This is a genomic window from Vibrio cionasavignyae (genome assembly GCF_050337155.1).
Lineage (GTDB): Bacteria > Pseudomonadota > Gammaproteobacteria > Enterobacterales > Vibrionaceae > Vibrio > Vibrio nomapromontoriensis.
On the sequence record NZ_JAKJSR010000009.1, the window covers coordinates 424,161 to 439,657 of the forward strand.

At 44.2% G+C, this 15,497-nt stretch carries 13 protein-coding genes; 6 read left to right on the plus strand and 7 right to left on the minus strand.

The window, feature by feature from the left end:
* Nucleotides 1–102 precede the first annotated feature (102 nt).
* Nucleotides 103–888 (minus strand): zinc ABC transporter permease subunit ZnuB, encoded by a 786-nt coding sequence (znuB, locus tag L4D74_RS02475; RefSeq protein WP_428750538.1) that lies wholly within the window; start codon nucleotides 886–888, stop codon nucleotides 103–105.
* Nucleotides 881–1,669, minus strand: a complete 789-nt coding sequence (gene znuC / locus L4D74_RS02480; protein WP_428750539.1) for a zinc ABC transporter ATP-binding protein ZnuC — start codon at nucleotides 1,667–1,669, stop codon at nucleotides 881–883. The genes znuB and znuC overlap by 8 nt, the downstream gene beginning before the upstream one ends.
* 82 nt (nucleotides 1,670–1,751) lie before the next feature.
* Here znuC and L4D74_RS02485 point away from each other — a divergent pair, with 82 nt between their 5' ends.
* Nucleotides 1,752–2,630: a zinc ABC transporter substrate-binding protein gene (locus L4D74_RS02485; protein WP_428750540.1), complete on the plus strand. Its 879-nt coding sequence runs from the start codon at nucleotides 1,752–1,754 to the stop codon at nucleotides 2,628–2,630.
* 129 nt (nucleotides 2,631–2,759) lie between these two features.
* Nucleotides 2,760–6,308: a helix-turn-helix domain-containing protein gene (locus L4D74_RS02490; protein ID WP_428750541.1), complete on the plus strand. Its 3,549-nt coding sequence runs from the start codon at nucleotides 2,760–2,762 to the stop codon at nucleotides 6,306–6,308.
* A gap of 53 nt (nucleotides 6,309–6,361) precedes the next feature.
* Here L4D74_RS02490 and L4D74_RS02495 read toward each other — a convergent pair whose 3' ends face one another.
* The 3 genes from L4D74_RS02495 to L4D74_RS02505 are packed head-to-tail and all read right to left on the minus strand — an operon-like array spanning nucleotide 6,362 to nucleotide 8,773.
* Nucleotides 6,362–7,351 carry a 5-oxoprolinase subunit C family protein gene (locus L4D74_RS02495; protein ID WP_428750542.1) on the minus strand — a complete coding sequence of 330 codons (990 nt, stop codon included), beginning with the start codon at nucleotides 7,349–7,351 and terminating at the stop codon, nucleotides 6,362–6,364.
* On the minus strand, nucleotides 7,336–8,034 hold the full coding sequence (gene pxpB / locus L4D74_RS02500; protein ID WP_428750543.1) for a 5-oxoprolinase subunit PxpB: 699 nt from the start codon (nucleotides 8,032–8,034) through the stop codon (nucleotides 7,336–7,338). Before pxpB ends, L4D74_RS02495 begins: the two co-directional genes overlap by 16 nt.
* On the minus strand, nucleotides 8,024–8,773 hold the full coding sequence (locus L4D74_RS02505) for a 5-oxoprolinase subunit PxpA (protein ID WP_428750544.1): 750 nt from the start codon (nucleotides 8,771–8,773) through the stop codon (nucleotides 8,024–8,026). The genes pxpB and L4D74_RS02505 overlap by 11 nt, the downstream gene beginning before the upstream one ends.
* Before the next feature lie 636 nt (nucleotides 8,774–9,409).
* Between L4D74_RS02505 and L4D74_RS02510 the strand changes: the two genes are divergently transcribed.
* From L4D74_RS02510 to L4D74_RS02520, 3 genes are read left to right on the plus strand one after another with little or no spacing between them, the layout of a single operon-like run.
* Nucleotides 9,410–9,640, plus strand: coding sequence for a FeoA family protein (locus tag L4D74_RS02510; protein WP_250615574.1), 231 nt, complete (start codon nucleotides 9,410–9,412; stop codon nucleotides 9,638–9,640).
* On the plus strand, nucleotides 9,637–11,907 hold the full coding sequence (gene feoB, locus L4D74_RS02515) for a Fe(2+) transporter permease subunit FeoB (RefSeq protein ID WP_428750545.1): 2,271 nt from the start codon (nucleotides 9,637–9,639) through the stop codon (nucleotides 11,905–11,907). The genes L4D74_RS02510 and feoB overlap by 4 nt, the downstream gene beginning before the upstream one ends.
* The gene (locus L4D74_RS02520) at nucleotides 11,904–12,134 is read left to right on the plus strand and encodes a FeoC-like transcriptional regulator (RefSeq protein ID WP_428750546.1); all 231 of its coding nucleotides are present in this window, start codon (nucleotides 11,904–11,906) and stop codon (nucleotides 12,132–12,134) included. Before feoB ends, L4D74_RS02520 begins: the two co-directional genes overlap by 4 nt.
* A 78-nt stretch (nucleotides 12,135–12,212) precedes the next feature.
* Here L4D74_RS02520 and L4D74_RS02525 read toward each other — a convergent pair whose 3' ends face one another.
* Together L4D74_RS02525 and argS are read right to left on the minus strand one after the other, a co-directional pair.
* Entirely contained in the window at nucleotides 12,213–12,641 is a 429-nt protein-coding gene (locus tag L4D74_RS02525) for an HIT domain-containing protein (protein WP_428750547.1), read from the minus strand.
* Between the two features lie 80 nt (nucleotides 12,642–12,721).
* Nucleotides 12,722–14,455, minus strand: coding sequence for an arginine--tRNA ligase (gene argS, locus L4D74_RS02530; RefSeq protein WP_428750674.1), 1,734 nt, complete (start codon nucleotides 14,453–14,455; stop codon nucleotides 12,722–12,724).
* A 163-nt stretch (nucleotides 14,456–14,618) separates the two neighbouring features.
* Here argS and L4D74_RS02535 point away from each other — a divergent pair, with 163 nt between their 5' ends.
* A complete protein-coding gene (locus L4D74_RS02535; RefSeq protein ID WP_428750548.1) occupies nucleotides 14,619–15,218 on the plus strand; it encodes a VOC family protein in 600 nt (199 codons plus the stop codon).
* The last annotated feature ends 279 nt before the right edge of the window (nucleotides 15,219–15,497 follow it).

Below are 15,497 nucleotides of genomic sequence, written 5' to 3' on the forward strand. Positions count from 1 at the left end.
TTTGAATAGGTTTGCAAAAGGGCCCCGGTAGGGGCCCTTTTTATTACCGCTGGTTTATTTAGCTATGTGACCATGATGCGTCATCGCGTTGATGGAGAGTTATTAATCACGTGAAGGCATTAGTTGAGCTAATAAGAAAAAAGCGGCGGCGCTGATCACCACCGACGGGCCAGCAGGTGTGTCGTAGAACCAAGAAAGGCTCAAGCCACAAAGTACTGCGACCATACCGATGGCTGACGCGGTAAACGCCATTGTTTCGGGAGTTCGAGTGAATTTACGAGCGGTGGCAGCGGGTATAATCAGTAGTGACGTCATGATCAGTGCTCCAACAAATTTCATACCGATAGCAATGACAAGTCCAACCATGATCATAATCAATAGACGCATCAAATCTACATTGATGCCTTCGACTGCAGCAAGATCTTCACTGACTGTTGTAGAGAGCAAAGAGCGCCAGAAAATAAATAACAACGCGCCAATGACTAATACGCCCGCATAAATATAGGCAAGATCAGTCGGAGAAACGGCGAGTAAATCACCAAACAGGTAACTCATAAGATCGACGCGAATATTGTCTAGAAAACTTACGGCAACGAGCCCGAGAGACAGCGCACTGTGCGCTAAAATACCTAATAAAGTATCGGTAGCGACAAGCTGCTGCTTTTGCAGCGTAACCAATATGACGGCTAGCGCCATACAACAAATGATCAGTGCTAAATACAGGTTAATGTCAAACAAGAAACCAAGCGCTAGCCCCATTAGAGAAGCGTGAGCGAGTGTATCACCGAAGTAGGCCATCTTTCGCCAAACCACAAAAGAACCAAGTGGACCCGCGATTAAAGCGATACCAAGCCCGGCGAAAATAGAAGGAAGTAAAAATTCAATCATGGTGAGTGTGTCCATGTTTATGATGTGCGCACTGCGATGCATCGCCCGTCACCGCTTCACCGGACAAATCGTGATGGTGGTGGGTATGTTGATGTTGATAAAATGCCAAAGTTTCCTTCGTGGCCGTACCAAAAAGAGCGATATAAGAAGGATGTTGAGTGATGGTTTGTGGGCTACCTTGGCAACAAATATGGTGATGAAGACAAATGACATCATCGGTTTTAGCCATTACAAGGTGGAGATCATGAGAGACCATGAAAACCGCACAACCGAATCGATGGCGAATATTATCAATTAAATCATATAAATCAATTTGCCCCTGTACATCAACCCCTTGGGCTGGTTCATCCAAAACTAACAAATCAGGACGTTGGAGTAGGGCTCTGGCAAGTAACACTCGTTGGTTTTCGCCACCCGATAACTGATGCATATTATTTTTGATGAGGTGTTCGGCACCAACCAACTTGAGGGCGTCTAGTTGCTCTTGAGCGCTGTATTTTCCAGCCAGCGCTAAGAATCGTCCGACATTAAGTGGCAAGGTTTCATTGAGATGTAATTTTTGAGGCACATAGCCGATTCTTAGCTTCTTAGCGCTTTCAATACGGCCAAGGTAGCGCTTCTGTAGTCCAAGTAATACCTTTACTAAGGTAGACTTACCTGCACCATTAGGGCCAATTAGGGTGAGGATTTGGCCTTTATTTATCGTCAGCGTGATGTTATCGAGCACACGACGTTTACCGAACTCGACAGATACCCCATCGAGTCGAATTAATTCGGACATGAATAGAACTCATTTGCAAATGCTAAGTGTTATAATGTAACATTTAAAACTCTCTTAAGCCAGTCTACCACTTGAGGCCACTATGTTGCGTTATCTTTCCTTTGCTGCTTTAGCAATACTTGTTCCAATGAAGTCCCAGGCAATTGAGGTGCTAAATAGCATCAAGCCGTTTGAAATGATCGCCCACGAGCTCATTTTAGACGGGCAAACTACGTCTTCGTTATTAAACGCCAATGCTTCTCCTCATGATTATGCGATGCGACCTTCAGATGTTAAGCGATTGCACAGTAGTGATGTCGTCGTTTGGTTTGGTCCCGACTTAGAGAGTTTCTTAGACAAATCGCTCGACGGAAAATCGAACGTAGTGACCGTTGTGGATATTGAAGGGCTGTCACTGCGTGAGTTTGGCGATGACGATCATGGTCATGAGGGACACCATCATGGCAGCTATGATCCTCATGTTTGGTTAGGCCCTAAACAAGCGCTAAAAGTTGCTCAAGCGATTAGCGCCAAGTTGATAGAGTTGGACCCAGAAAATAGTACTGAATATGAGAATAAATTGGCTAAATTTGAGGCAAACCTTAGTAAGGCTGAAAGCGATATAAAACAAGAGCTCGCGCCGATTCAAACTGAAGGCTACTATGTTTTTCATGATGCCTATGGGTATTTTGAATCCTATTTCTCTCTTAACAATCTAGGTCACTTTACGGTTAGCCCTGAGCGAAAACCAGGGGCGAAGACACTGATTAACATCAAAACAACGCTTAAGAAAAAACAGATAAAGTGTGTGTTTGCTGAGCCGCAATACACGCCAGCTGTGATTGAATCAGTCACTCGTGGCACGGGTACAAACATCGGCCGACTTGACCCTCTCGGCACGGATATTGTTGTCGAGGATGGTAGCTACTTTACATTCCTTCATACGCTGTCAGATAGTTTCTCTGATTGCTTATCTCAGTAGGCTCATAGCGTATGAGTAATGATGTGAATAGGGGGGAGTGGGGTGTGATCACCTAAGCAATTAGCGTGGTAATCAACGGTGAGCGCTTTAATAAATGTTTTAAATCGATTAAATTAGCGATAATTATCGATGCAAATTAACCGAGCTCTTGTGATTCACACTTTCTATTATCCGTTTTGGTTACACTCAGCCTCCCGTCATAGTGAGGCTGAGTGCGGTTATGCGAAGAAAATATTGCCGCAATTTAGGATAAAAACGAGGCTGTGGATTCAGTGTGTATGCTGGTTCCTTTTACTATCGTGTACTAAGGCAGCTGCCGTTGAGTTCCCTCCTATTTTTTACCCACTTCAACTGCAGTCGCAAGGGCAGTACTTACCGGCAAAACAGTTATATATCGGGGTAGATGGTGGACTTTGGTCTTTTGATGTCCATGATAAAATTCGTTTTTTTGATGGTCGCCGTTTTGTCACTCTCAACAATCCGCCATTTGTTGCCTCAAATGCGGTCTTTGCTCAAGGTCGGTTCTGGTATCACCGCGATAATCACGTCCTGACTCAAGTTCCTCAAGACGAAGAGCAAGTTATTTACGACGTTCAATTGACGAATACCATTCGCCACTTAGGTGAGTCTAATGTCAATTTGTGGTTTGTGGACGAGTCGCAGTTCTACATGTATTCAATGAGCAGTGAACGGGTGACAATGCTGCCTCTTTCTTTATTTGAAAGTTATCACAGCGGATTGTCTATTGATGTTGCTGATGCCCTTTTTATCGATGAAAGTTGGTATTTAGCGACCTCGATTGGTGTGTTTCGTTGGAGTAATGGCTCATTAACGCGACTTAAACTGTCAGCAAACCTCTCTGCATCAACGCTCCACTATTCTCCAGAAAACAAACAGCTTGTCGTTGGTTTTACGACGGGTGTTGAAATCTATGATGTCGATACATCTACATCTACATCTCAATCTACTTCTCAGTATTACCCGTTAGCTCAGTCTCATGTTCTCACTCTGGAAGAATCCGAAGGGTATTATTGGGTAGGAACGGAGCACGGGCTATATCTGATTGATAAGACGCAAGGAGGCGCCAATAGAGTAGAGGTCAACTTGAATGATGAGTATGGCTTGCTTGGCGAGAAAATATACTCACTAGTCAGTGACGGAATGAGTGGGATGTGGATAGCGACCAATGGCGGGGTGCGCTACTTTTCTGAATACAGTGCCCTATTTCGGCGTTCTTCCGTTAATTACCAAGATGATCTAAGGCGTATTGATACTAAGCTCGATATGTTTAATAACCCGTTAGGTGGGTACTGGGTTGTTACAAATAATGGTTTATATTCCGTTAATAACCAAGGTATCTCAACGCTGGTGTTTTGGGGGAAAGTTTCCTCTGTAGCGCAGCGAGATAAAATGCTTTGGTTAGCAACAGAGCGCGGGCTGTTATCGCTTGATTTAGGACGTTATCGCGTAACACCTATGCGGGAAGAGTACCCGTCGTTACCCGTTGATATTGAGCATTTAGCGTTTGAATCTGAAGACGGTGATAGTGGTACTTTATGGATGAGTAGCGGTTTACGGCTATTTGCTCTTGATGTTGCTAGCAATGAACTGAAAGATTACGGTACGGATTGGGTGCTAAATAAGCACTTACCCGCAAAGATAACCACATTGAAAGCGTTGGAGAAGCAACGTTTAGCTGTGGGTACGGATCATGGGCTATATATCGTTGAAAGTGGTAAGAGCAACTATGTCAGTGATAGTGAAGCGTTTGGTCGTGTGATTGAAATGACATCAATGCAAGAGACTCTTTGGGCTGTTAGCAGTTATGGAGTCTTTACTTATCAGCCTGAAAGTCGAACGTTAACCCAAGTTGAATTGCAGCGTGCCAATATTCGTCCGCTGTGTGTGACTCAGAGTAGCGACGCATTATGGCTCATCACCTCTATGGGGGTGAGTGCATACTTACCGACAGGAGAAATTAAGCGGCACTTATCTGAACCCTATGGATTGATTAATAATGAATTTGTTGATGGCAGTTGTGCTTACAATCGAGAAACTGATGCGATAGCGGTTGGTTCTCGCTACGGCATTGTCGAGTTTATATCAAGCGAATTACTGCAGACTGCGCTCCCAAGCCAAACGGTTCTAATTACCGAGGTTACAGTCGATAACCAATCGGTATCTATTGGCTCTGAACCGGTGAGAAACCTCCATATTCCTTATGGCAAGTCGATTGGTATGAGGTTTGGTGTGTGGCCATTTGCATCGGGTAAGGCGATAGAGTATCGCTTTGATGGCGATGATACCTGGTCAGAGATTCAAGGATTAGAGCTTAATTTTGATAAACCGACAGAGGGAAAACATCAACTTTATATTCGTGTTGTCGGTGATGAGAGCGGTTTTAGCCAAAAGTCATTTGGGCTGGTGGTATTAACGCCATGGTATAAGTCGGCAAGTTTTTACGCTTTTGCTTTCTTTGGCGCGCTGTCCGTGATTATTTGGGTTGTGCTATGGCGCTCACGACGTGTGACGGCTATTAACAAAATGTTGAAGACACAAGTTTCTCTTAAAACAGAGCAGTTACAGCACCAAAGTCGCGTTCTTGTCAGGAATAACCAACAGCTGAGAAAAGTATTCCATGTTAGGCAGCAGGTAATGCGTGATTTAGTCCAAAGTGCCGTCGATGCATCAAAGCATACGTATCTAGATAACGTAAAGCAAAATACTGGACTCAATGAGCGATTACGAAATCTAGACGCCATCTTTGATGAAGAAGGCCAGCGCCCAGCTGTGTGCTCTGTTAGCAATATTATTAATTTTACTGTCAAAGCTTGGCTGCAAGAGTTTGAGCACCATGGTGTTCGCATTGAACTATTGGTGCTTTCTGAGACGAGTTATGTTTTCTTGGATGATTGTAACTTAGATATTATTTTTAACTCTGTTTTATCAAATGCTTTGAAGCGTTTAGTGAGAGGGCAGGTTCTTAGTATTACCGTCGATGTTGATAGAACGAAGCTGAGTGTCACGTTTGAAGACTCAGGCTTACCTTTGCCTAGTGTCAATTGTTCACCACAAGAGTTTGATAATGTAGAAACGGAAAAAGTGCTCGACTTTAGTCCAAGTAGTTTACCTTTACACATTCATAACTCAGGGGGCGAATTACGACCTATAGAGCGAGGCGCCGTTAATCGTATGGTGATACGCTGGAACCTCTATAGTGCTAATTTAATTGATACTAATAAAGATAACTTAGAGATTGAGCCGCCAGTTTCGAAGCCGACCGATTTAGACGCTCATACATTAGAATCCGTTGCGGAAAACAGTCCCGATAAAGCGAAGCATGATGACTGGAAAGCCAATGTCACACAATTGGTGTCTGATCAATTTAATAATCCTGAATTTAGTACCTCAAGCGCGGCAAAGGTGTTGTATATTTCTGAGCGCAGCTTGCAGAGGCGTTTTAAGTCGCTATTCGGCGTCACTTTTTCCGATTACTTAAGTGAAATTCGCATGGAAAAAGCGTGTGAGATGTTATTGCAAGGTGAAAAGGTGGCAGATGTGGCTTTCTCATGTGGCTTTAATGACCCTTCATATTTCTCACAACGATTTAAGCTTTATTTTGGGATCTCACCTTCGAAATTTGCCTCTTTGGAGAGTGATGAGAGTGAAAGCGCTTAAATATGTGCTTAAAAATCGTCACTTTCTGGGCTCAGTATTGCTTTAATGAGTACTTATAAAGAAAAGTAGCGATAGAAAGCGCGTTGTTTGACTCTTTCTACCTCTATATTTGTCAACTCAAATTGGATTTGTGCCCCAGGGCGTAATTGACCTAATTTGGCTAGATCTCGAAAGGCGATCACTCCTGCTTTACGATAGCCGCCGAGGGTTTGTCTATCTTGTAGCAAAATAATGGGCGAGCCGCCGTGTGTAATTTGAACCGACCCACATGCAATGCCTTCTGAGATGATATCAGTTTGATTAAGCCCCGTGTGTTGAGTTGTTGGTGCTTCTGAGGAAGACAGACGAATTCCCATCCGATCACTTTGCGTAGAGACGGTAAACCAGCGGTTAAGTAACGCTTTAGTCATCGTTGGATCAAAGCTAGAAAATTGATAGCTCGGAATGAGCCGAATGCGTTGCTGCATGGGATACCTAGAAATGGCAGACCTTGGTATCGAAGCTAATTCGGTAGGCGCCTCTTTATTAGCATTGTACTGAGGTTTTGACTCATTGATGGTGAGGATATCCCCTCGGCGTAATGGCTCGCCATTTTTTATCCCCCCTATACGGTTTCTAACAACTGTTGACGCACTGCCAAGGCTAGAAGCCAGTTGGAATTCTCCTCTCACTGATAAGTAGGTTCGTGCGCCAGTCCTAGGGGTGTTTAGTTGTAAGGTTTCACCAGACTTGAGCGTAAAAGGCCGCCAGTTTGATATGGCTTGTTTTGATGAAGCCGCAGACTTTGGGGAAGTGATGCTGGCATAACAATCTGCGCCACTGAGCATTATGGTGATGGGCTCAAGAGCTTGGAATTGCGCATGACCAAATAAAACCTCAATACTTGCATTTGAGGTGGGATTTTGTAGCACTTTTTGCGCCCAGCAATGTGCCTGTAAATCAGCAACGCCACCTTGGCTAAGTCCATATTGAGCAACCCCAAAGCGACCTAAATCTTGAATTAAGCTCAAGTGACCTGGGCTGATGATCACCAGTCTAGGCATGTTGTTCCCCCCATTTCAAGAAACTCACGTTGGCTGATCGGGGTAAATTGAACCTTATCACCAACTTTTAATCGCGACGTCTGGGGAGAGGCTGCGTCGTAGAGTTGCAATGGACAATTACCAATAATGTTCCATCCTCCTGGCGTCGTTTGTGGATACACTGCTGTTTGTCGATCGGCGATACCGACGCTGCCTTGCGGAACCCTTTTTCTTGGTTCAGTTAATCTAGGCATACGTATCTCTTCCGGAACGTCAGCCAGAAAGGCAAAGCCAGGTGCAAACCCAATGGCACACACGCTGTAAAGCACGGAGTGGTGAAGCTCAATTATTTGTTCTTTGGACAGGTTTAGTTGCGCTGTCATGGTTGTAAGATCCGGTCCGGTACTTAAATCGTAGTAGGTCGGCAGGGGGATAGTATTTTGTGATGTATCAGCGCAGGGAGGACTGGGTTTCATGGTTAAGATAAAGCGTTGTAATGTTACCCAATCCAGCTTTAGTGGGTGAAACTCAATAAGGAGAGAAGCATAAGATGGTGTGCAATTGAGTATTGCGTCTGGAAAAGCGTCGGTGAGCTGCTGGGCATAATTTGCAATATAGCGGGGAAGGGTAAGGTCGATGCTTTTGCCAAAATATACCATAAGGCTAGATTCTGAGACAGAATAGACCTCTAGCTTAATCTCCATTGGTTTGTCCTCCGCCGTTGATAATTGTTCGGATAGCGGCTGCGACTTCGATAGAAGCGTCATTATCGCCATGAACGCAAAGCGAGTCTGCGACAATGGTTCGCTTCTTTCCTGATGCAGTAATGAGTGTTTGTGTTTGTAACAGACGGCGGGCTTGGCCCAAAATTTGTTCGCTGGAGCGGAATACTGCGTTAGCTTGGCTTCGAGGTGTTAATTCACCATTGTCTAAATACAAGCGGTCAGCAAAAGCTTCAAAGAGTATTGAGATACCCATGTTACTGGCAAGTTGGCGGTTTTGCTCTGTGTGACTGTTGGCGAGTAGCATGACTGGCAGGTTGAGCACTTTAGCTGCGGCAAAGATAGCCTGCATGATAGACGCTGAATGCATCATATCGTGATACATCGCACCATGGGGTTTAATATAGTCAACGTTGCAGCGATGAAGCCGGCAAATCCCTTCTAAAGCACCAACTTGGTATAGAATCGATGTGGTTAAGGCATCGGTAGACATCGTGATGCTTCGTCGGCCAAAGCCCACTTTATCCTCGTAGCCAGGGTGAGCACCAATAGATACATTGTGGTGTTTACACAGTTGTACTGTCTGAGACATGATTTCAGGATCGGAGGCATGGAAACCGCAGGCGATATTTGCCTTATCTAATAGAGGAATGAGCCGTTCATCTTTACCTAAAGACCAACAGCCGTAGCTTTCACCTACATCACCATTTAGTGCCATCATCGTATCTAATTCCCTGAAATACTTACCTTCCATTATGATCAATTTGAGATTGATTGACAAATGTACAGTATTTGAGGCTAACGTTATAAGGGCGAAGTCACGCTTATTAGGGTGAGAGTAGTTGCATAGGTGGGGGTGGTATTTTACTAGCGCAGATCTTGTAGCGGGTAAACGCGACGCAAAAAAAATCGCGGCATAGCCGGGGGACCATACCGCGGGTGCCAATGACACCTTCGCTTGCTGCCGGAGTGATGTGGGTCACCACATCACCTCTGGAATTTAATATACAGGAGCGTTTTGCTCTGTTGGAATTCACTATAGCGATTCCCACTTAATGTACTTATAAAAAAAACGGCAACCTACCATAACAATCGCGACAAGTTCATTGTTAAGTTGTTACTTGTTTGATTTAAAAGGATTTTTTGCTTTATTTTGTTGTTTTTACCTGGCTGGTTTTTAAACGGCTTACAATGGTTTTACGTTAATTTGACGAAATTAACGTGTTTTTTTTGACGTTACGTTCGGTTACAAATAGCGCAAAGTTGATCTAACGCAAAGCGAAACCTAAGGTTGCACCATTAAAATTAGTGCTAATGTTAATATTTCTCATTACCAATCATAGTTTGGGTGAATTAAATGAAGCTGGCTGAATTACAAGTAGGAAGCAGTGGTGTTATCACTGCTTTATCTGGGCTCTCAACTGACGTCCGTAAAAAATTAATGGTAATGGGGATTTTACCGAATACTGAAATCAAAGTGATCCGTCGTGCACCGATGGGAGACCCACTTCAGGTTGAAGTTAGAGGTGTCTCACTGGCAATTCGCAATGCAATTGCACAATCTATCGAAGTGGAGTCGGCGAAATGAATTACACCATCCTAACCGTTGGTAACCCTAATAGCGGGAAAACGACTCTATTTAACGGACTAACTGGTGCTAAGCAACAAGTTGGTAACTGGGCTGGTGTAACGGTAGAAAAGAAAACGGGTCAATATCGTCATGCTGGAGATGACTTTCAATTAACCGACCTTCCGGGTATTTACGCGCTAGACAGTGGTAATGATGGCAACAGTATTGATGAATCCATTGCCTCACGTGCGGTTTTAACACATCCAGCGGATCTCATTATTAACGTAGTTGATGCGACCAGTCTTGAGCGCAGTTTGTATATGACGCTTCAACTGCGTGAACTTGGCCGTCCAATGATTGTTGTGCTTAACAAAATGGATGCCTTGAAGCGAGAAAGAGTGAAGCTAGATATAAAAGCTTTAGAAAAAACACTCGGCTGTCCTGTCGTGACCTTGTCAGCAACGGATAAAGACCAAGTTCGAACCTTAAAAGAGCAACTGCATAAAATTGTGGTGCAAGGCTTAACGCTTGATAAGCTGATGCTTAACTATGGCAATGAAATGGAACATGCCATTGCTAAGTTAACTCCAATGTTTGCTGACGAAGCAGTAGATGCAAGGGCGTTAGCGATTCGCTCACTTGAAAATGACGTCATGGTGCTTAACGCATTAACCAGTGACCAAAAATCGACAGTCGAACTTGCTCTAGTTCAAACTGGCATTGATATTGATTTACAAGTTGCAGATGTGAAGTACACCTTTTTACATGAACAGTGTAAAAAGCTGCGTCGCAGCGAAGGTAAGTTGAGTCGGAGTTTTACTGAAAAAGTTGATGAGATCATATTGAACAAGTGGGTAGGCATTCCCTTCTTCTTTGTGGTCATGTACTTGATGTTCATGTTCTCAATTAATATCGGTAGTGCTTTTATCGATTTCTTCGATATAGGTGTGGGCGCATTACTTGTGGACGGCGGCCACTATCTGCTTGATGACCATTTGCCAGTTTGGTTAGTTACCCTGATTGCTGACGGTGTCGGTGGTGGTATTCAGACGGTAGCAACGTTTGTTCCCGTAATTGCTGCGCTGTATTTGTTTCTTGCTGTGTTGGAAAGTTCTGGTTACATGGCTCGTGCAGCGTTTGTACTCGATAAAGTCATGCAAAAAATTGGCCTTCCGGGTAAGGCGTTTGTTCCCCTTGTCCTTGGCTTTGGTTGTAACGTCCCTTCTATTATGGCGACGCGCACACTAGACCAAGAGAGAGAGCGTAAGCTGGCTGCATCGATGGCACCGTTCATGTCTTGTGGTGCAAGATTACCTGTTTATGCGCTTTTTGCTGCAGCGTTTTTCCCAGAGAGTGGTCAAAATATTGTTTTTGCACTTTATCTATTAGGTATAGTCGCCGCTGTTTTTACCGGCTTAGTATTGAAGTACACCATCTATCCAGGTGCCAGTGATAGCCTTGTGATGGAAATGCCAGACTATGAATTACCGACGATTCAAAACGTAATGATCAAAACGTGGCAGAAGCTAAAACGTTTTGTGCTGGGTGCCGGTAAGACTATTGTTGTTGTCGTCACGATTCTTAGCTTCTTTAACTCGGTTGGTATGGATGGCTCATTTGGTAATGAGGACAGTGAGAATTCAGTGTTGTCGAAAGCCGCGCAAGTTGTGACTCCTGTCTTTGCTCCGATGGGCGTTCAGCAAGATAACTGGCCTGCAACGGTGGGTATTATTACCGGTATTTTTGCTAAAGAGGCCGTAGTGGGCACGCTAAATAGCTTATACACGTCGGGTAATGATGAAGGTGAAGAGTTCAACTTAATGGCGAGTTTGCAAGACGCGGTTGCTTCTATTCCTGATAACTTATCTGGTTTAAGTTATTCCGATCCATTAGGTGTTGATGTTGGAGATTTATCTGATGCGACGGCTGTTGCTGAAGAGCAGGAAGTAGACACATCTATTTTTGGGAACCTAAAAGGGTACTTTGTCACCGCAAACGCTGCTTTTGCTTACCTTATATTTATCTTACTTTACACACCATGCGTTGCAGCTATGGGGGCTTACGTACGTGAATTTGGCCAGAAATATGCTCGATTCATTGGTGTATGGACGATGGGTCTTGCATACGGCAGTGCAACTTTGTATTACCAAGTGACTCACTTTAGCGCGCACCCTACGACAAGTTCAGCATGGATTGTGGGTATATTGCTATTTGGTCTTTTAGTATTCAAACTGTTGAAGTCTGAGGGTAAAAAACAAAAAGCACTAGAGGTTCAAGTGGTATGATTTTAGCTGACTTGAAAGCACATATAGAGTGTCATCCAGGTGTGACCCGTCAAGCGCTTGCTGAGGCGTTTGCGCTAAGCGAAGATGGTATTGAGGCCATGCTTGCAGTCTGGATTCGCAAAGGAAAGCTTTCAAGGACAGAAGATTGTGATAAAGCTGGGCAGTTGATTAGGGTGAGGTATCACGTGAATCAACCGAATAGTTTATCCATTCAGGTGACGATGTAAAAAAGGCCCCTCGGGGCCTTTTTTGTGGTGACAGGATCTATTTACTTATCGAGTTACTGACTTGCCGGTACCGAATGTTTATTGGTAATGGAATTCAGCAGACTTTGCCAGCTCTATACGTAGAGTGCTAGCAAGTTCAGTTTGTTTTGCATCGCTACGGTATTCGCCTTTGGTATTTCCCCACAGTGGTCCTGGCCAGGCAATATCATTGCTAAAACGAGCTATGTGATGGATATGAAGTTGTGGCACCATGTTGCCGAGCGCACCTAAGTTGAGCTTATCAGGTGTGAATAGTGACTCCAATGCGAGGTTCACGCATTGAGACTCGGCGAGGAATTGATGCTGTTGCGCCATTGGCAAGTGGTGAAGCTCGCGAAGGTTAGCTTGTTTTGGAATAAGGATAACCCATGGCACCGAATCGTCTTTGTGAAGCAATGCCACACAAAGAGGAAAGTCGCCGAGGTAAGTGGTGTCGAGCGCTAATTGAGGGTGCAGTGAAAACGACATAGAAGGTCTCCCAAAATTGAGTTCAAAAAAAGGCGAATTGCCTTCGCAAGTCGCCTTCTCATTTTATTTAGATTGAAACATTACATTCTTTCTAATGTTTCAATACCAAGCAGGTCTAAGCCCTGTTTGATGGTTCTTGCTGTTAGCGCTGCTAGTTTCAAACGACTCTGTTTAGTCGCTTCATCAGATGCGCCTAAGATAGGGCAAGCTTCATAGAAGCTAGAGAATTGACCAGCCAATTCAAACAGGTAGCTACACATGATGTGAGGCTGACCTTCTTTAGCGACCAATTGAACCGCTTCTTCAAACTGCATAAGTTTAGCAACCAGCGCTTTCTCTTTCTCATCAGTAATGATGACTTGGCCTTGCAGGTCATCCATTGAAACACCTGCTTTAGCAAATACGGATGCTACACGTGTATAAGCGTACTGCATGTAAGGAGCCGTGTTGCCTTCAAATGCCAACATGTTGTCCCAATCAAATACGTAGTCGGTAGTACGGTGCTTAGAAAGATCGGCGTACTTAACGGCTGCCATTGCCACTGTATTGGCAATGTTCGCTTTTTCAGTTGATTCAAGATCTGGGTTTTTAGACTCAATTAATGCACCAGCTCGTTCAATGGCTTCATCAAGCAAGTCAGCCAAACGAACCGTACCGCCAGCACGAGTTTTGAAAGGGCGACCGTCTTTACCTAGCATCATGCCAAATGCATGGTGTTCAAGGGTGGTGCTTTCCGGAACATAGCCCGCTTTACGAACGATAGTCCATGCTTGTTGTAGATGTTGATGCTGACGAGAGTCGATGAAATAAAGTACACGATCAGCATTTAACTGCTCGTAACGGTATTTTGCACAGGCAATGTCGGTAGTGGTGTATAGGAAGCCACCGTCGCGTTTTTGGATGATGACACCCATCGCTTCACCGTCTTTGTTTTTGTATTCATCTAGGAATACAACCTGAGCACCATCATCTTCAACGGCGAGACCTTGAGCTTGAAGGTCTTTTACAATTGCAGGCAGCATGTCGTTGTACATACTCTCACCCATAACATCATCACGAGTGAGTGATACGTTAAGGCGGTCGTAGTTGTGCTGGTTTTGAACCATAGTCACATCGACAAGTTTTTTCCACATTTGAGCGCAGTACTCATCGCCGCCTTGAAGTTTAACAACGTAGCCACGAGCACGAGCAGCAAACTCTTCGTCTTCATCGTAGAGTTTTTTAGATTCGCGATAGAAGGCTTCAAGATCAGACAGTTCCATAGAAACTTCGCCTGATTCTTTTTGCACACGTTCAAGGTTAGCGATAAGCATGCCAAATTGTGTGCCCCAGTCGCCAATGTGGTTTGCACGGATCACTTTATGACCTAGGAACTCAAGAGTACGTACAACAGCGTCACCAATGATGGTTGAGCGCAAATGGCCGACGTGCATTTCTTTTGCTACGTTTGGAGCAGAGTAGTCAGCAACGATAGTTTGTTGCTCTTGTGAAGCAACACCTAGTCGAGCATCAGCAAGTGCAGCTTCTGCTTGTTTAGCTAGAAACTCTTCGCTAAGGAAAATATTGATAAAACCCGGGCCTGCAATTTCAGTTTTGCTTGCAATACCTTCTAGGTCTAAAACGTCTAGGACTTTTTGAGCGAATTCTCGTGGATTACTGCCCAACTTCTTAGCAACGCCCATGACACCATTGGCTTGGTAGTCACCAAACTGTGCTTTCGCAGATTGGCGAACGGCTGCAGGGCTGCCTGCTGGTGCGCCAGCGGCTTCAAGAGCCTGAGATACTTTGTCGTTGATCAGTGCTTGGATATTCACACGCATTTCCTTCAATTCTTGGAATTGGTTTTCATCTAGTAATTTGGCGCACATAATAGCAACTTTAACGCCCTTCACCTAGGGGCAAGTATTGGATTTTTTCTTAATCTTCGGGATTACTGGTAGTATTTAGCCTCGAAAGTACAAAAAGAGTGATCATATAGTGCGACAAACCCTGATGCAAAAAGGCTTAATGCCGTCTCAGATGTTGAATGAAATCGACGGATTTATGGATAAAATCCTCAATTTATGCAAGCAATTATCTTTAGATCTTTCTCGTCATCAAGCTGACCATATTGCTATGAGAATTAATGACGCTGACGTCGCTAAAGCAGCACATCAAGAATGGCTTGGATATGGTCAGGTTATCTCAGAGGCAATCATTAATGGCCGACCGATTATTGTCATGCAGTTTGAGCAACCAATCGTGACAAAAGTAGGTGAAATCGAGTGTTTGGAGTTGCCATATCCCGCGCCAAATAAGTCTCACCCCATTGAACACTGGGAGCACGTCGAATTTGTTGTGCCGTCACAAGCGAGCACTGCGGATGATTTTCTGGCCGATCTTTGCACGCAGTTCCCCGAATTATCGGCTAAGTTAGCCTGCTTAGATGAGAATGGCATTAAAATGAAACTCTCTAGCCCCCATGGAGAAGGTGAGCGACTCGCTAACCCAACAGTAGCGTTTAAACATGACGGTGTATGTATCAAATTACATCCTCATAGTTTGAGAAACATTGTCGCTTCGGAACAGTCAATATAGGGCGAAGGTAATGTCGTCCTAAGTAAACCGCCTGTAATGGGTATCTCGTGCTTTCTTTCAGGCTCGGCAAGAGATAGCCATTGCATATAAACCAGTGATTGCTTTACTAACCAGAAGAGCTGCATTACATGTGGCTTCTACTTTAAATTCCGTCCACTCTGTGACTTTCAAATTCTTTCGTCTATCTGTGATCGAAATAATGTGAAACATATCAATAAAAATCTGCAACGTGACAGGTATACTATTTTATAAATAGTAACTGAGTGCAAATCATAATAA